This window comes from Mycobacterium sp. NGS16 (assembly GCF_059813225.1).
The window spans coordinates 143,271-160,603 of sequence record NZ_JCALEE010000006.1; the positions used below are offsets into that span (position 1 = coordinate 143,271).

The 17,333-nt window shown below is 67.2% G+C and carries 13 protein-coding genes; 1 reads left to right on the forward strand and 12 read right to left on the reverse strand.

The features are described 5' to 3' along the window. The first annotated feature begins 17 nt into the window (after positions 1–17). Positions 18–1,487: an HNH endonuclease signature motif containing protein gene (locus tag AC5Y4Q_RS15390; RefSeq protein WP_064920651.1), complete on the forward strand. Its 1,470-nt coding sequence runs from the start codon at positions 18–20 to the stop codon at positions 1,485–1,487. Here AC5Y4Q_RS15390 and AC5Y4Q_RS15395 read toward each other — a convergent pair. The 12 genes from AC5Y4Q_RS15395 to AC5Y4Q_RS15450 form a co-directional block, all read right to left on the reverse strand. After that, positions 1,484–2,554 (reverse strand): tellurite resistance/C4-dicarboxylate transporter family protein, encoded by a 1,071-nt coding sequence (locus AC5Y4Q_RS15395; RefSeq protein ID WP_419179696.1) that lies wholly within the window; start codon positions 2,552–2,554, stop codon positions 1,484–1,486. The two genes, AC5Y4Q_RS15390 and AC5Y4Q_RS15395, sit on opposite strands and share 4 nt — an antisense overlap. Continuing rightward, positions 2,541–3,287 carry a respiratory nitrate reductase subunit gamma gene (gene narI, locus AC5Y4Q_RS15400; protein ID WP_234787901.1) on the reverse strand — a complete coding sequence of 249 codons (747 nt, stop codon included), beginning with the start codon at positions 3,285–3,287 and terminating at the stop codon, positions 2,541–2,543. The genes AC5Y4Q_RS15395 and narI overlap by 14 nt, the downstream gene beginning before the upstream one ends. Beyond that, entirely contained in the window at positions 3,275–3,922 is a 648-nt protein-coding gene (narJ, locus tag AC5Y4Q_RS15405) for a nitrate reductase molybdenum cofactor assembly chaperone (RefSeq protein ID WP_064920649.1), read from the reverse strand. Before narJ ends, narI begins: the two co-directional genes overlap by 13 nt. Next, positions 3,919–5,565 (reverse strand): nitrate reductase subunit beta, encoded by a 1,647-nt coding sequence (gene narH / locus AC5Y4Q_RS15410; protein ID WP_064920648.1) that lies wholly within the window; start codon positions 5,563–5,565, stop codon positions 3,919–3,921. The genes narJ and narH overlap by 4 nt, the downstream gene beginning before the upstream one ends. Further along, positions 5,562–9,275, reverse strand: a complete 3,714-nt coding sequence (locus AC5Y4Q_RS15415; RefSeq protein WP_064920647.1) for a nitrate reductase subunit alpha — start codon at positions 9,273–9,275, stop codon at positions 5,562–5,564. Before AC5Y4Q_RS15415 ends, narH begins: the two co-directional genes overlap by 4 nt. A 184-nt stretch (positions 9,276–9,459) precedes the next feature. After that, positions 9,460–10,158, reverse strand: a complete 699-nt coding sequence (gene ureG / locus AC5Y4Q_RS15420) for an urease accessory protein UreG (protein ID WP_499959538.1) — start codon at positions 10,156–10,158, stop codon at positions 9,460–9,462. Then, the gene (locus AC5Y4Q_RS15425) at positions 10,151–10,981 is read right to left on the reverse strand and encodes an urease accessory protein UreD (protein ID WP_064920645.1); all 831 of its coding nucleotides are present in this window, start codon (positions 10,979–10,981) and stop codon (positions 10,151–10,153) included. The genes ureG and AC5Y4Q_RS15425 overlap by 8 nt, the downstream gene beginning before the upstream one ends. A 16-nt stretch (positions 10,982–10,997) precedes the next feature. Continuing rightward, positions 10,998–11,672, reverse strand: coding sequence for an urease accessory protein UreF (locus AC5Y4Q_RS15430; protein WP_125224463.1), 675 nt, complete (start codon positions 11,670–11,672; stop codon positions 10,998–11,000). Position 11,673: 1 nt separating this feature from the next. Continuing rightward, positions 11,674–13,383 carry an urease subunit alpha gene (locus AC5Y4Q_RS15435; RefSeq protein ID WP_499959542.1) on the reverse strand — a complete coding sequence of 570 codons (1,710 nt, stop codon included), beginning with the start codon at positions 13,381–13,383 and terminating at the stop codon, positions 11,674–11,676. Then, the gene (ureB, locus tag AC5Y4Q_RS15440) at positions 13,376–13,966 is read right to left on the reverse strand and encodes an urease subunit beta (RefSeq protein WP_234786338.1); all 591 of its coding nucleotides are present in this window, start codon (positions 13,964–13,966) and stop codon (positions 13,376–13,378) included. The genes AC5Y4Q_RS15435 and ureB overlap by 8 nt, the downstream gene beginning before the upstream one ends. 61 nt (positions 13,967–14,027) lie before the next feature. Then, positions 14,028–14,330, reverse strand: a complete 303-nt coding sequence (locus tag AC5Y4Q_RS15445; protein WP_064920642.1) for an urease subunit gamma — start codon at positions 14,328–14,330, stop codon at positions 14,028–14,030. A gap of 136 nt (positions 14,331–14,466) precedes the next feature. After that, the gene (locus tag AC5Y4Q_RS15450; RefSeq protein WP_064920641.1) at positions 14,467–17,268 is read right to left on the reverse strand and encodes an aconitate hydratase; all 2,802 of its coding nucleotides are present in this window, start codon (positions 17,266–17,268) and stop codon (positions 14,467–14,469) included. Positions 17,269–17,333: the final 65 nt, after the last annotated feature.

A 17,333-nucleotide genomic window follows, 5' to 3' on the forward strand; every position in this document is an offset into this window, starting at 1 on the left:
GGTGTATATTCGAACATATGTTCGATATCAAGCTTCCGTCGCTGGCGGGGATCCGCGAGTGTGATGACGCGGGCTTGGTCGATGCCATGCAGGCCGCGGCGCGTCTGCAGGCGGCGTTCCTGGCGCGGGTGTTTGCCGCGGGGGCGGAGTTATATCACCGGCGGTTGGCCGAACAGGAGGTCGCGCGTCGCGAGATCTGGGCCATCGATGGTTGGGAAGCAGTGGCCGCCGAGGTGGCGGCGGCCCAGGGCATCAGTCGTGGGCGTGCGGCGGGGCAGTTGCGGATCGGTCTGGCTCTCGCGGAGCGGCTGCCCAAGCTCGCGGCGCTGTTTGCGGCAGGTCTGGTGGACTACCAGGTGGTCGCGGCGGTGGTGCATCGCACCGAGTTGATGATGGATCCGGATGCCATCCCGCGGATGGACCGGTGGTTGGAGCGCAACGCCGCCCGGTGGGGCACCTGGTCGCGCAGCCGCATCGTCGAAGCCGTCGACTACTGGGTGCAGGTCCTCGAACCAGCTGCGGTGCGCGAAGCGCGCACCTTCGAACGATCTCGCCACATCGGTGTGATGCCGCAGCATTCGGGTTTGGCCGAGATCTTCGGCGACGTGCGCACCCCCGACGCGTTGGCGTTCGATCAGCGGCTCAGCGAACTGGCCGCGACCGTGTGCAAAGCCGATCCGCGCACCAAAGGCGAGCGGCGGGCCGACGCCTTGCGGGCGCTCACCGCGGGCGCCGCCACGATGGCGTGTGAATGCGGCTCGCCGGAGTGCCCCGCCGCCACCGGCGATGCGCCCGTGGGTGCGGTGATGATCCACGTCATGGCCGAACAGGCCACCCTCGACGGGAGCTCCGAGGCACCTGGTTACGTCCCCGGGTTCGGCGGCATATCGGCGGAGGCGCTGCGCGAGGTCGCCAAGTCGGCCAAGGTGCGCACGGTTCGTCACCCGAAGGATGCGCCGCCGGAGCCGGGGTATCGTCCGTCGACGGCGCTGGCGGACTTCGTGCGCTGTAGGGATGTGACATGCCGGTTTCCCGGCTGCGGGCGCCCGGCAGAGTGCGCCGACATCGACCACACGGTGCCGTATCCGCTCGGACCGACGCACGCATCGAACCTCAAACTGCTGTGCCGTCCGCACCACCTTTTGAAGACGTTCTGGACTGGTGAGAACGGCTGGCGTGATCGGCAGGAGCCGGATGGAACCGTCACCTGGATCGCCCCGACCGGGCACACTTACGTCACCAAACCCGGAGGCGCCCTGTACTTCCCCCAGCTGGCCATTCCCACTGGGGAACTGGAGCTGCCGGTATGGTCACCGGTCGGCGACCGCGGGTTGATGATGCCGACCCGCAAGCGCACCCGGGCGCAGGATCGAGCAACGCGCAGGCAGTGCGAGCGCAACCGGACTGAGGCCCGCCTCGCCGCCGAAGCCGCCGAAGCGGCCCACCGACGCGCACTCGCGGCCTGCAACGATCCACCACCCTTCTAGCGCGCCCCGGGCCCGAGGGTCACCACCAGGTGATGCAGCATGAGGACGAACGTGATCGTCCATGCGGCCAGCGCGATCCAGCTCTGCACCGAGCCGATGTAGTAGACGATCGGCAGGTGGTCGGCCTGCCCCAGGTAGTGGCTGCCCACCCCGTACATGCCCAGTGGGAAGATCACGCTCCACCACGGCGCCTCATAGCGCAGTGAGATCCGGTGCACCACATGCCGCCACACCCCGGCGGCGATCAACGGCGGGATCAGCCAGGTGCCGAACGCCCAGAACAGCACCGACGTTCCGGCGATCAGACCACGGGTCGCGGTGACCATCGGAGCCTCGGCCATCTCGACGATCCGGGCGCCGGCCAACACGGTGATCGCGCTGGCGCCCATCCCCACCCAGTACTGCGGAATGAGTTCCTCGGGCAGCAGTGGGTAGAGCAGCAACCGCAACGCCACGAAGACCCCCGCGGCGCCGTAGAGGAACACCCCGATCGACCAGGACACCACCGCGAGCAGCGCCAAACTCTGGCGCCACGGACCGTCGATGTCGACCTCGAGCACCGCGGCCAGCACCGCGACGGACTGGCTGGCCACCACCCAGATGAACCAGGTGCCGTTGGCCCGTCGCACCACCGGGCGCTCCGAGGTGCCCAGCACCGCGGTCCACGGAATGAGATAGCCGAGCACCAGCCACGCCAGCGAGCTGACTATCAGCAGCCCGGCCGCCACCCTCGTATGCCCGTCGATGACGAGGCGGGCCCCTAGCACGTTGGTGGCCGAGACGAACGTGAACAGCCCGAAGGCGCGGCCGGAATCGGACAGGTCGGCCCGGAACGCGTGGGGAAAGGCGATGATTCGTACCGCCGACACCGTCACCAGCACCAGGTAGGACAGCACGGTCACCCACAGCAGCAGCACCGACAACCGGTAGGCCTGCTGGTGGTACATCGCCATCGACACCATGCCACTGGCCATCACCAGCGCGAAGTAGCCGGGGTTGAGGGTGCGAACCGCCTCCCGGGTGCCGCCAGCACCTCCCACGGTCAGTTGAGTATCAATACGGGACACCGATTTTCCGCCACTTTCCGCCGGTTCCCGGCTCCTTGGGTCGGGTCGCAACCCGGCTACGCACCACGATGTAGGGCCGCCACAGGTACCACAGCGGATAGCTCCAGGCATGAACCAGGCGGCTGAACGGCCAGACGAAGAAGATCGCCCACGCCGCGATGGCGTGCACCTGATACATCAGCGGCGCGCTCGCGATCGCCGTGACGTTCGGGTCCATGGCGAACAGGCTACGAAACCAGACACCGACCGTGTTGCGGTATTCGTAGTGCGAGGTGTTCTGGATGCCCAAGGTCAGATAGATGCCAAGCAGCACGATGATGCCCAGCAGGATCAGCGTCAGATAGTCCACCGCGCTGGTGGTGGCGCGCACTCTCGGCACCGCGGTGCGCCGCAGCAACAGCACCCCGCCACCGATCAGCACTCCGATCGCCGCGGCCGACCCGCCGATGGCCGAGAAATCTTGGTACCAGGTCTCATGGATACCGAGCCAATCGGTGAACGACTTGGGAATCAGGATTCCCATGACGTGGCCGGCGATCGCGGCGAAAGTGGCGTAGTGGAACAGCGGGGCACCCCATTTGAGCAGCCGCCGCTCCTGTAACTGGGTGGAGCGGCTCGTCCAACCGAACTGGTCATAGCGCCAGCGCCAGATGTGCCCGACGATGAAGACGGCGATCGCCACATACGGCAGGATCACCCACAAGATCAGCTGCCAGGGGGTTATCTGTGGCATTGCGCACCTCCCAGGGCGTCGGAGCCGGTTCCGTAGCCAGACAGGTAATCCGGAGGAGCGAACGGCTCCAAACCCACCTCTTCGGCTGGGGGTCCTGCCTTCCAGGCCGCCTGAACCCGCCCCAGCTCGCGCTTACCGAGTTTCGGCAAGGCGGCGGTGACCGCGGCGATGACGTCGGCGTAGGGCGACTCGGCTTTGACCAGGGCGCGACGCAACAGCTCCAGGTCACTGCGATGGTTCGCCAACAGCCGCTCACCCTTCGGGCACAGCGCGGCGAAATCCAAGACGATCGGCAGGAAGTCGGGCAGGTCGTGATCGCAGACCACGAAGCCGGCGTCGCGGTAGGCAGCCTTGAACACCACCATCGCCATACCCCGCTTACGGGTGTCGCCGTAGCGGTAGTAGGTCAGGTAGAGCGCGCACCGTCGACGCAGGTCGAATGTCGCAACGTAGTGCGCGGCGACGTCGGTTGCGGGTGTGGCGCCCAGCCAGTTCAAGAACGTCCCGAAGGACTCCCGGGCCGCCTTGGGACCGGCGGTCGCCGCGAACCGTTCCAGTTCGGGCAGCCCGTCGAAGAGCGCTTCGGTCGGATACTGCAGCAGCACCGATGCCAGTTTCGCGGTCGCGGTATTCACGCCGAACCCGGTTCCGGGAACATTCCGGGTGCAGCGTCCCGGCCATTCCAGTTGAGCAGGTTGAGCCGGCCCGCCGGGCGGCCGGCATGTTTGGGGGTGTTCGCCGCGGAATCGGAATCGGAATGCGGCGGATGGTAGGCCCCGATGCCGTGCGGGCCGGTCGGGCCCATACCGCCCATGCCCGGGCCGCCGTCGGTGTCCAGGCTGCAGAACAACTGCTCGTGCTGGCCCATCAACCGGCCCGCCTCCTCGGCGTGCGCGGGCGGGATAACGTAGCGCTCTTCATATTTGGCGATCGCCAGCAGCCGGTACAGATCGTCGAGATCGTCAGCGGTCGCCCTCACGCTGGCCGGCAAGTCGGTGTCGATGGACAGACCAAGCTGGCCTGCCCGCTGGATGGCCCGCACCGCGGCGAGCTTTCGCAGCACCGTGCGCACCACGTCGGCATCGCCCGCGGTGAACAGGTTGGCCAGGTATTCAACCGGAATGCGCAGCGCGTCGATGGTGGCGAACACCTTGTCCGGGTTGTCGACGTCGTAGCCTTGGGCGCTCACCACGTCGGCGACCGGTGACAGTGGCGGGATGTACCAAACCATCGGCAGCGTACGGTATTCCGGGTGCAACGGCAGCGCCACCCGGTGGCGTACGGCCAGCTCGTAGCACGGTGAGCGTTTGGCTGCCTCGATCCAGTCGTGCGGGATACCGTCGCGTTCGGCGGCGGCCTGCACGTCGGGATCGTGTGGGTCCAGAAACACCCCGAGCTGGGCTTCGTAGAGGTCCTGCACATCCGGGACGGCCGCGGCGTCGAGCAGCTTGTCGGCGTCGTAGAGGAACAACCCGAGGTAACGCAGCCGGCCCACGCAGGTCTCCGAGCAGATGGTGGGCAGTGCTTGTTCGATGCGGGGATAGCAGAAGGTGCATTTCTCGGCCTTGCCGGTGCGGTGGTTGAAGTAGACCTTCTTGTACGGGCAGCCTGACACACAGAACCGCCAGCCTCGGCACCTGTCCTGATCGACCAGCACGATGCCGTCTTCGGCGCGTTTGTACATCGCCCCGGAGGGACAGGAGGCGACACATGACGGGTTGAGGCAGTGCTCGCAGATCCGCGGCAGGTAGAACATGAAGACCTCTTCGAACTCCATCTTCACCTGTTCTTCCAGGCCCGCGAGGTCGGGGTCGCCCGGAGCCAGCTCGGGAGCGCCGGCGAGATCATCGTCGAAGTTGCTGCCCCACTTCACTTTCATGTCACGGCCGGTCAGCGCGGAGATGGAATGCGCTGTGGGGTTCGGTGTGCCCAGCGGTGCGTCGATGACGGTCTGATAGTCATAGGTCCAGGGGTCGCCGTAGTCGTCGATGCTCGGCAGGTCCGGGTTGTAGAAGATCGACAACAGCTTGCGCAGCCGGCCACCGGCCCGAAGCTGCAGCCGGCCTTTGCGGTCCAACGTCCAGCCGCCGTGCCATTGGTTCTGGTCCTCATAGCGTTTCGGGTAGCCGATGCCCGGCTTGGTCTCGACGTTGTTGAAGTAGACGTACTCGGTGCCGGGACGGTTGGTCCACACCTGCTTGCAGGTGACCGTGCAGGTGTGGCAACCGATGCACTTGTCGAGGTTCATCACCATCGACACGTTGGCCATCACCCTCATTGGTATTGCACCTCCTGGGCGCGGCGGCGGATGACGGTGATCTCGTCACGCTGGTTCCCGGTCGGGCCGTGATAGTTGAACCCGAACGACTGCTGCGCATAACCGCCGATCATGTGGGTCGGTTTGATCACCAGCCGGGTCAGCGAGTTGTCACCGCCGCCGTGGTAGTCCGACACCTCGGTCTTCGGCGTCATCAGGTGCCGGTCCATGGCGTGGTACATGAACACGGTGCCTTCCGGCATCCGATGAGTGACCACCGCCCGGCAGGCCACCACGCCGTTGCGGTTGAACGCCTCAATCCAATCATTGTCGGCCACATCGATTTTCGCTGCATCCTGCGGGCTCATCCAGATCACCGGCCCGCCGCGGAACAGCCGCAGCATGTGCAGGTTGTCCTGGTATTCGGAGTGGATCGACCACTTCGAATGCGGCGTGAGATAACGCACCGTGATCTCGCGGCGGCCCTGGGCACGCATGCCCTGCTCACCGAAGTGGCGCAGGTAGTTCAGCGGTGGGCGGTAGACCGGCAGCCATTCTCCGTATTCGGCGATCCAATCGTGGTCGAGAAAGAAATGCATCCGACCGGTGAGGGTGTGCCAGGGCTTCTTTCGCTCGACGTTGACCACGAACGGCGAGTAGCGCCGGCCACCGGTCTCGCTGCCGGACCATTCGGGTGAGGTGATCACCGAGCGGGGCTGGGTCTGGGTGTCGTCGAAGGTGATCTGCTCACCGGAGCGCTCCGCAGCCAAGTCCGCCAACAGCATTCCGGTACGTTCCTCCAGTGCCTGCCAGCCCTGCATCGCCACCTCGCCATTGGTGGTGCCCGACAGCGCCAGAATGGCCTCGGCCATATGGATGTCGCGACCCAGCGACGGTCGGCCGTCCCCGGGGCCGCCGTGCACGATTCCGTTCTGCCGGCCCAGCCAGTCGACCGCGGTGGTCGGCTTCCACGAGATGCCTTTGACCCCGGTGCCGACCGTCTCCACCAGCGGGCCGAGCGCGGCCATTTTGGCTGCCACGGCGGTGTAGTCCCGTTCGACGGTGATCAGTCGGGGCATCGTCACCCCGGGTATCGGGTCGCTCTCACCCCGGGTCCAGTCGGCCACGACCCCGCCGGGTTGCGCCAGCTCGTCCGCCGAATCATGCATCAACGGTGCGGCGATCACATCGGTGCGGGTGCCCAGATGCTCGCTGGCTAACCGGGAGAAGGCGCGGGCGATCGTGGCGAAAGTATCGAAGTCGGTGCGGGCTTCCCACGGCGGGGCAATGGCCGGGTTGAACGAATGCACGAACGGATGCATGTCGGTGGTGGAGATGTCGTACTTCTCATACCAAGTCGCCGCCGGCAACACGATATCGGAGTAGGTGCAGGTGCTGGTCATCCGGAAATCAAGGGTGACGGCCAAGTCCAGCTTGGCGGTCGGTGCGGTGTCGCGCCAGCGCACCTCCGACGGTCGCAACGCCTCCGGGGTCTCCTCGGCACGCACCGCATTCTGGGCACCGAGAAGGTGTTTCATGAAATACTCCATGCCCTTGCCCGAGGAACCCAGCAGGTTGGCCCGCCACACGGTCAGCACCCGCGGGAAGTTCACCGGGTTGTCCGGGTCCTCTCCGGCGAAACGCAGCCGCCCGGCCGTCACCTCGTCGACCACGTAGTCGGCGACGCTCTTGCCCTCCTGCGCGGCGGAGGCAGCCAGACTCAACGGGTTCCGATCGAACATCGGGTGCGACGGTGTCCAACCCAGTCGCGTCGCCTGCGCCAGCGCGTCGGCCATCGCCCGGCCGCGAAACAGGCCGGGGCCCAACGGTGAGGACAGCTCGTCGGCGCCGAATTGCTCGTAACGCCATTGGTCGGTGTGCAGGTAGAAGAACGACGTGCCGGTCATCTGCCGGGTCGGCCGTTGCCAGTCCAAGGCGAATGCGACTTGCTGCCACCCAGTCAGCGGTCGCACCTTTTCCTGCCCGACGTAGTGCGCCCAGCCGCCCCCGTTGACGCCCTGACAACCGCACAGCATGGTCAACGTGAAAAACGTGCGGTAGATCTGGTCGGAGTGAAACCAGTGGTTGGTGCCGGCGCCCATCGCGATCATCGACCGGCCGTGGGACAGTTCGGCGCTGCGGGCGAACTCCCGCGCCACCCGGGCCGCGGCGGCAGCCGGCACCGAGGTGATCGCTTCCTGCCAGGCCGGCGTATTGGGTTGAGCTGCATCGTCGTAGCCGGTCGGCCATTGTCCGGGCAGGCCGTCGCGGCGCACCGCATAGTGGGCCATGAGCAGATCGAAGACCGTCGTCACCAAATGCTCGCCGATACGCAGCACCGGAACACCGCGCCGGATCGCCGACCCGCCCTCGGTGGCGCCGATATCGAAGCGCGGCAGGTCGATCCGGGCCGATTCGGTGCCATCACGGCCGTACAGCGTCAGCACTGGATCCACCTCGCCGAGGTCGAGGTTCCAGCTGCCCTTGCCGGATTCGCTGAAGTGGTCGGCCACCGTGCCGTTGGGCACGACGGGTTCCCCGGTGGCCGAGTCCAGCAGCACGGTGCGGTGGGCGGCGTGCTCAACATCGCGGCCGAGGTCGGCGGCGGTCAAGAAACGGTCGGGGACGTAAGCGTCCTCGCGTTGCCGCAGGGTGACCAGGAACGGCAGGTCGGTGTAGGTCTTCACGTAGGACTGGAAGTAGGGCACCTGCCGGTCCCGGAAGAACTCGGAGAGCACCACGTGCCCCATCGCCATCGCCAGCGCGCCATCGGTGCCGGGGGCGCACGCCAGCCAGTCGTCGGCGAACTTGGTGTGGTCGGAGTAGTCGGGGCTGACCACCACCACCTTCTGGCCGCGGTAGCGCGCCTCGGTCATGAAATGCGCGTCCGGGGTACGGGTGATCGGCAGGTTGGTGCCCCAGATGATCAGATAGGCGGCATTCCACCAGTCACCCGATTCCGGGACATCGGTCTGATCGCCGTAAACCTGCGGTGAGGCGATCGGCATGTCGGCGTACCAGTCGTAGAACGACAGGATGGTGCCGCCGATCATCGACAGAAACCGGGTCCCCGCGGCGTAGGAAACCTGCGACATCGCCGGGATGGGGGAGAACCCCACCACCCGATCCGGGCCGTATTCGGAGATCGTGTGCACATGTGCGGCGGCGATCAGCTCGCTGACTTCGGCCCAGGACGCCCGCAGGAAGCCGCCCTGACCGCGGGCCGACTTGTAGCGGGCTGCACGCTCGGGATCGCCGGTGATCTCCGCCCAGGCGGCCACCGGGTCACCGAGCCGGTGGCGCGCCTCCCGCCACATCGCCAGCAGCGGCTCCCGGATGTAGGGGTAACGGACTCGGGCCGGCGAATAGGTGTACCAGGAAAACGATGCGCCCCGCGGGCATCCGCGCGGCTCGTACTCGGGGCTGTCCGGTCCCACCGACGGGTAATCGACCGCCTGGGTTTCCCAGGCGATGATGCCCTCTTTGACGTAGATCTTCCACGAGCACGAACCGGTGCAGTTGACCCCGTGGGTGGAGCGCACCACCTTGCCGTGCCGCCAGCGCTGCCGATAGAACTCCTCGGCGCCGCGCCCGCCCCGGCGATGTACCTCGCGGTGATCCGGTGTCGGGGTGCCGGGGGTGAAGAATTGTGCGCGGCGCAGCAGCGATTCGATCGGCTCGCCGCCCGGTAGCAGCGGCGCCAACGACGCCTGTGGTGTGCTTGCCGTCATCGCCCCGGCCTCCGTTCGTCGCGGATCTCACCGTGGATCAGATTTCGCCCGGCCTCGACGTTGGGGTCAGCACCATCCCAGCGAGAGCAGCACTGCGTCCCGGTATACCACCGGAGCCGATCCGAAAACGCAGATCGAGTCGCTTCGTACCGTTTTCTTCGCGAGCGCCGAACAGCCGAAGCCACTATGTCTCGTGGTCATGGCTGTGCGGTGCCATCGGACCCGGGTCGACCGGGATGTGGCCGCCGCGGCGGTAGGCGGCGTGCAAGGTGCGCACCCACTGGCACAGCGCGTCGACGGTGCGCTGGTCGTTGCGCGACAGGGCCAGGACGGGGGCGCCGGCGCGGGCGGCCCGGGCATCGGCAATCATCTGCCGCACATCGACTTCGACGTAGGCCCCGAGGTCGATCTTGTTGATCACCAGCAGGTCCGCGCGCGCGATTCCGGGTCCGCCTTTGCGTGCGACGTCTCCGCCGCCGGCGACATCGAGGACGAAGATCTGGGCGTCGACGAGGCCGGGGGAGAAGGTGGCGGTGAGGTTGTCGCCGCCGCTTTCGATCAAAACGATGTCGAGCGGAGCGAAATCGCGTTCGAGGTCTTCGACGGCAAGCAGATTCATCGTGATGTCGTCGCGGATCGCGGTGTGCGGGCAGGCGCCGGTTTCCACGGCGCGGATCCGCTCGGCGGGCAGAATTCCTTGCGCCCGCAGAAAACGCGCATCCTCGTCGGTGTAGATGTCATTGGTGACGACACCGAAGCGGTAGACGCCGGACAAGTTGCGGCACACCGTGGCGATCAGGGAGCTCTTGCCGGTGCCCACCGGCCCGGCTACTCCCAGCCGTAGCGCACGCGAGTCGGGGTGGATTGGTTGGGCGTCAGGCACTGTGCGGCTCCTTCTCGAGTGGGACTTCATCGGATTGCCACGGAGTCCCGAGGTCGTCGAGGCCCGCGGTCAGCGACCGGCGCAACGCGAGGCTGTCGTCGGCAAGCGCGCAGACCAGCGCCGCCGGGCCGGCCAGCGGCAGCAGCGCGGCCGACGGGCACAGCGTGGCACTGCGCTGCGTCGTCCAATCCCGTTGCGGATCCACCACCAGCACCGAGCCCACGGCCCGGTGGTCGGCGGCGACCGCCGCACTGTTCCAGCCCGGGGCGTCGGCCCCGATATGCAGGTCCTGGCGGTAGAGCGGCTGTCCGGCGCGCCGGATCCGCAGCCGCTGGAAGATGGTGCCCGGTTGTTCGCCGTGGCGGCCCAGTACCAGCTCTTCACGCAGCAGCAACCGGGCGGTGTCGGCCAGGTCGACCTGCACCTCGTTGAGGTGGTTGCAGTTTGCCGCGGCGATCAACGGCTCGGCCAGCCAGACCAGGGTGGCGCCGTGTGCCACCCGGACCCGTACCGAACTGCGGGAGCAGCGCCCCTGCGCGCCCGGCAGCAGCACGGTGGCGGAGATGTCGGTGAGGACCAGGGAGCTGTTGGCTCCCACATCGATGTCGAAGTGGGTTTCGTCGCCACCCACCGGTCCGGCGGCGCCCGCGGCCACACTCACCCGGACCGGCGCGGGTAGCCGATCCGCCCACGGCTGCGGTTCCTTGGGCCCGGTGATGCGCGGGACGATCGAAGCCTGGGCGCGCAGGGCGCTGACGTGGCTGATCCACTGTCCGTCGCCGCCGATCGTGGCTTCGGTGGCCAGCCGTGCGTAGGCGCGCATCTCGCCGGGTTGCGGTTCAGGAAGCAAATAGCCGCGCCTCCTGCCGGACGTGATGTTCAGCGGCGATATCGAGCAACGGGGCGGTGTGCGCCGGCAAGTCCGGCGCCGGGGTGTCGGCGTGACCGGCAGCGGTGGCGGCCAGGGCATCGAGGTCGGCCAGCAGATCTGCCAGCACGGCATGGACTTCGAGCGGATCGAGGCTGATCAACCGGACCGCGGCGGCGGCCGGCCCAGCCACGCTGTCATACAGCGTCGCCGTGGCCGCCTCTCGCGCATCGAGGTCGAAGACGGCGGCGACCACCCCCATGGCGATCGGCTGGTGCGGGTGTCGGCCCAGCGCATCGAGCTGGGGGGCCGGCCGGATGGTGCGCATCGCCCGCTGCAGTTGACGGCCCAGGGCACGCGAGACGCTGCGCAGCGCCGGTGAGGGCATCCGGGCATCGAGTTCGGCTTCCAGGCCGGCAAGTCGCGGGATGTTGTCCGCGGTGGCCGCGCTGCAGGCCGCGGCGGCGAATGCGGCCGCGACGGCACCCGAGGTGGCGGCCCGTCCGCGCAGGAAGTTCTCCAGGCTGGCTCGGTCATGTACGCGTCCCGCCTGAACCGATGCCTCGACGCCGCCGGAGTGCGCGTAACCGCCGGCCGGTAGCCGCCCGTCGGTGAGCAGCAGCAGCGCAGCGGGCGTGGTTGGCATGTCAGTAAAGGAAGTAACGCTGGGTCATGGGCAGCTCGGTCAGGGGTGGATGATTGGCCACCTGCCCGTCGATGCGGACCTCGAAGGTGTCGGGGTTGACGTCGATGGTCGGCAGCGCATCATTGTGGGGCAGGTCGGCTTTGCTGCGTCCGCGCATGTTCTTGACCGGCACGAGCCTGCGTTCGACGTTGAGCCGGTCGGCCAGCCCGTCGTCGAGGGCGGCGGGCGCGACGAACGCGACGCTGGTGGCCGCTGCGGCGCGGGTGAAGGTGTTGTAACCCAGCCGCGGCAACACCGGCTCGGGGGTGGGCACCGCCGCGCTGGGGTCACCGAGCAACGCCAGCGCGCCCATGCCCCCTTTGAACACCGCGGTCGGCTTGACCCCGAACATGGCCGGCGACCACAGCACGAAGTCGGCCAGTTTGCCGACGGCAATGGATCCGATTTCGTCGTCGAGGCCGTGGATGATCGCCGGGCAGATCGTGGTTTTGGCGACATAGCGCCGGGCGCGCTCGTTGTCGGCGCGCTCGTCCGAGGTCAGCGGACCGCGCAGTTGCTTCATCGCGTGGGCGGTCTGCCAGGTACGCAACACCGTCTCGCCGAGGCGCCCCATCGCTTGCGCGTCAGACGACATCGCCGAGATCGCGCCGATGTCTTGCAAGATGTCTTCGGCCGCGATGGTGCCGGCCCGCACCCGGCTCTCGGCGAACTGCAGCTCCGCGGGAACCTTGGGATTGAGTTGGTGGGCCACCAAACACATGTCGAGCTGCTCATCGACGGTGTTGACGGTGAACGGGCGGGTCGGTGTGGTCGACGACGGCAGCACATTGGGCTCACCGGCGATCCGGATGAAGTCGGGAGCATGGCCGCCGCCGGCGCCCTCGGTGTGGTAGCTGTGAAAGCTGCGGCCTTTGACCGTGCGCATAAGATCTTCGACGAAGCCCGCCTCGTTGAGGGTGTCGCTGTGGATGGCAACCTGCACGCCGGCCTCGTCGGCGACCCGCAAGGCGGTGTCGATCACCGCCGGTGTCGCCCCCCAGTCCTCGTGGACCTTGAGCCCGGCGGCGCCGGCGCGCAACTGTTCCCACAATGCTTCCTCGCTGATCGTGGTGCCGCGTCCCAGAAACGCCACGTTGACCGGCCAGGGGTCGAAGCCCTCCAGCATCCTGGCCAGCCACCACGAGCCCGGAGTCGCCAGGGTGGCTTTGCCCCCGTCGGTGGGTCCACTGCCGCCGCCGACCAGTGTGGTGATGCCGGCTTGCAGTGCCACCTCGCACATCTGCGGGTTGACGAAGTGCACGTGGGTGTCGATGGCGCCGGCCGTCATGATCATTCCGGTGCCGTTCATGATCTCGGTCGAGGGACCGATGACCAGGCCGGGGTGAACGCCGTCCATCACGTCGGGGTTCCCCGACTTCCCGATCGCGGTGAATCGGCCGTCACGAATTCCGACGTCCGCCTTGATGATTCCCCAGTGATCGAGGATCACTACGTTGGCGATCACCAGGTCGGGGGTGCCCTGCGCGCGGGGAGTATGTGATTGGCCCTGGGATTCGCGCCCGGATTTGCCGCCGCCGAACACGATCTCGTTGCCGCCGACGCAGTGGTCCTCTTCGATCTCGATGAACAGGTCGGTGTCGGCCAGCCGCAGCTGATCGCCCTTGGTGGGGCCCAGCATCATCGCGTACAGCTGGCGGGGGATTTCAGGCATCGAGCGGGCCTTTGCATTCGCCGCGGAACCCGGCGGCGATTCGGCGGCCACCGAACGGAATGAGCTCGATCTCCTGGGTCACGCCGGGGTCGAAGCGGCTCATGCCGCTGGAGATGATGTTCTGCCGCTTACCCCAGGCCGCCTTGCGGTCGAACTCCAGCGCGGGGTTGGCCTCGGCGAAATGGAAATGCGAGCCGACCGAGATCGGCCGGTCCCCGGTGTTGACGACCTTCACGGTCGTGATCTCGCAGCCGAGATTGATGGGCACCGGGGCGTCCCCGAAGATGATGGCACCCGGCGCCGAGGGTTTCATGCTCGAGGTGGGGCCCGGCTGCACCATTCCGATCGGCGCCTTGCCGGTGCCCATCGGAATCGACTTGCCGGAGCCGGAGCGTCGGCGCCGCAGCGGGGGCACGTGGCGCTGCGTTGCCGAAACCAGTTTCTCCAGCCGGGGATTGCGCTGCAGGACGCGTTGGGTCCGGGCGACCGTCCGACTGGCCGCGCCCGGCAGCCACGAGCTTTTCTGGGCCCGCTGCATGCGGTTGGTGAGGGTGTCCCTGATCTTGTCGGTCAATCCGCTCATGGCAGCTGCTCTCGTCGCGTCCCGTCCCGAAACATGTTGGCAACTAAGGCGTTCGGCGACGTCAATGAATGGGCTGGGGAACGGTCACCAATTTGGTGCCGTCGGGGAACGTCGCTTCGACGTCGATCTTCTGCAGCATCTCGGCGATGCCGTCCATCACGTCTTCGCGTTTCAGGACGTTGCGCGCCGCATCTTGTAGGTCGGCTTTCGTTCGGCCGTCGCGGGCTCCTTCGAGCACGAACTGGGTGACCACCGCGGTGGCTTCGGGCAGGTTGAGCTTGAGGCCGCGCTTGCGGCGTTTGAGCGCCACCTCCGCCGCGGTGTGGATCAGTAGACGTTCCTGTTCCTTGAGCGTCAAGAACATCGCCGCTCCTTTCGCCGGGCGCCAACGCCTATACGCCACACCACGGTGCGGGGCTACCCGGCCGTTGAGCGCGTTAAACGCAGGGCATCGGCTTACCCGCCTGCCGACTTCTGCTGCACAGATAGTGGTTTCAGCTTCAGTCGAGCAGCTGCCGCAGCACGTATTGCATGATGCCGCCGTGCCGGTAGTAGTCGGCTTCGCCGGGGGTATCGATGCGCACCTTGGCATCGAACTCCACGTCGCCGGCTTTGACGTGCACGGTGTCGGGGATGCTGTCGGCCAGTGCGGTCACCCCGGTGATGTCGAAGGTCTCCTCACCGGTCAGGCCCAGTGAGTCGGCGTCGGCGCCGTCGGGGAACTGCAGTGGAAGCACACCCATCCCGATCAGGTTGGAGCGGTGGATCCGCTCAAAGGAGACCGCCAGCACCGCCCGCACCCCGAGCAGCGCGGTGCCCTTCGCGGCCCAGTCGCGCGACGACCCGGATCCGTATTCCTTGCCCGCCAGAATCACCAACGGGACGCCGGCCTCGAGGTAGTTGACCGACGCGTCGTAGATGGTCGACACCGGAGCGTCCGGCTGGGTGAAGTCGCGGGTGAAGCCGCCCTCGGTGTCGGGCGCCAACTGATTGCGCAGCCGGACATTGGCGAACGTGCCGCGGATCATCACCTCGTGGTTGCCGCGCCGCGAACCGTAGGAGTTGAAGTCCTTGCGCTCAATGCCGTGTTCGGACAGGTACTTTCCGGCCGGGGAGTCATACCGGATCGACCCGGCCGGGCTGATGTGATCGGTGGTGACCGAGTCGCCCAGTTTGGCCAGCACCCGGGCGCCGGTGATATCGGTGACCGGTTCCGGCTCGCGGGTCATGCCGTCGAAGTACGGCGGCTGGCGTACGTAGGTGGAGTCCGGGTCCCAGGAGAAGGTGTCACCCTCCGGCACCTTCATCCCGCGCCAGCGCTCGTCGCCGGTGAAGACGTCGGCGTAGCTGGCGGTGAACATCTCGGCCTGCAGGTTCTCGTCGACGACGGCGCTGATCTCCTCGGTGGTCGGCCAGATGTCACGCAGATACACCGGCTCGCCGTCGCTGCCGGTGCCGAGCGGGTCGCTCAGCAGGTTGACCCGCAGCGTGCCGGCCAGCGCGTAGGCGACCACCAGTGGTGGGGAGGCCAGAAAGTTCATCCGCACCTCGGGGTGGATGCGGCCCTCGAAGTTGCGGTTGCCCGACAGCACCGAGCACACCGTCAGGTCGTTGTCGACGACGGCCGTGCTCACCTCCGGGATCAGCGGGCCGGAGTTGCCGATGCAGGTGGTGCAGCCGTAGCCGACCAGGTTGAAGCCGAGCTTGTCCAGGTACGGGGTCAGGCCGGCCCGGTCGTAGTAGTCGGTGACCACCCGCGACCCGGGTGCCAGCGTGGTCTTCACCCAGGGCTTGCGGGACAGACCCTTGTCGACGGCGTTGCGGGCCAGCAGGGCCGCGCCGATCATCACCGAGGGGTTGGAGGTGTTGGTGCAGGAGGTGATGGCCGCGATCACCACGTCGCCGGTATTGATGTCGGTGCTGGTGCCGTCCGCCAGCTCGACGGCGACCGAGGCGGACGGCCAGTCGCCGTCGACGCATTCGCTGTGCGGCTTGCGGGGCCGGCCCTGGGGACTGCTGGTGTCACCGAAAGCGATCGGGTCGCTGGCCGGGAAGGAGTCCGCGGACGCCTCGTCGAGCTCCGACAGCGCCTGTTCGGTCGTTTCGGCACCGCCGAGCAGTGCGCAGACGGTCTGCGGGGCCAGCTTCAGCGGGATGCGGTCCTGCGGGCGTTTCGGCCCGGCGATCGACGGCACCACGCTGCCCAGATCCAGTTCGAGCACTTGGGAGTACGCCGGCTCGTTGTCCGGGTCGTGCCACATGCCCTGCTCTTTGGTGTAGGCCTCCACCAGCTTGATGCGGTGTTCGGATCGGCCGGTCAGCCGCAGGTAGTCCAAGGTGACGCCGTCGACGGGGAAGATCGCGCAGGTGGCCCCGTACTCGGGGCTCATGTTGCCGATCGTGGCCCGATTGGCCAGCGGGACGTTGGCCACGCCGGGGCCGAAGAACTCGACGAACTTACCGACCACCCCGGTGCGCCGCAGCAGCTCGGCGACGGTGAGCACCAGGTCGGTGGCGGTGGTGCCAGGCTGCAGTTCGCCGGTGAGTTTCAAGCCCACCACCTGGGGGATCAGCATGCTCATCGGCTGGCCCAGCATGGCGGCTTCGGCTTCGATCCCGCCGACGCCCCAGCCCAGCACCCCGAGGCCGTTGACCATCGGGGTGTGCGAGTCGGTGCCGACCAGGGTGTCCGGATAGGCCAGCGGGCCGTCCGCACCATCGCGGGTGAACACCACCCGGGCCAGATATTCCAGGTTGACCTGGTGACAGATGCCGGTGTCGGGCGGCACCACCGAGAAGTCGTCGAAGGCCTGCTGTCCCCAGCGCAGCAGTTGGTAGCGCTCGGCGTTGCGCTCGAATTCCAGCTCGGCGTTGAGCGCGAACGCGTCGGTGCGGCCGAAGACGTCGGCGATCACCGAGTGATCGATCACCAGCTCGGTGGGGCACAGCGGGTTGATCCGTTTGGTCTGCCCGCCCAGCTCTGCGATCGCGTCGCGCATCGCCACCAGGTCGACGACGCACGGCACCCCGGTGAAGTCCTGCATCAGCACCCGCGCCGGGGTGTAGGCGATTTCCCGGCCGTGCTCGGCCTTGGGATCCCATGCCGCCATCGCGCTGATCTGTTCGTCGGTCACCAGGTGGCCGTCTTCGTTGCGCAGCAGGTCTTCCAGCAGAACTTTGAGACTGTAGGGCAGTCGCGCTGACCCGTCGATGCGATCGAGCCGCCGGATCTGATAGGTGGTGTCGTCGACGGCTAGCTGGTCTTTGGTTCCGAAGCTATCGAGAATGTCGTGTGCGGCCATGAGCGGCCCCTCTCGCCGGTCGGATCGGGATACCAACGACGATAGTCCGTAGAACCGGCGGGGCT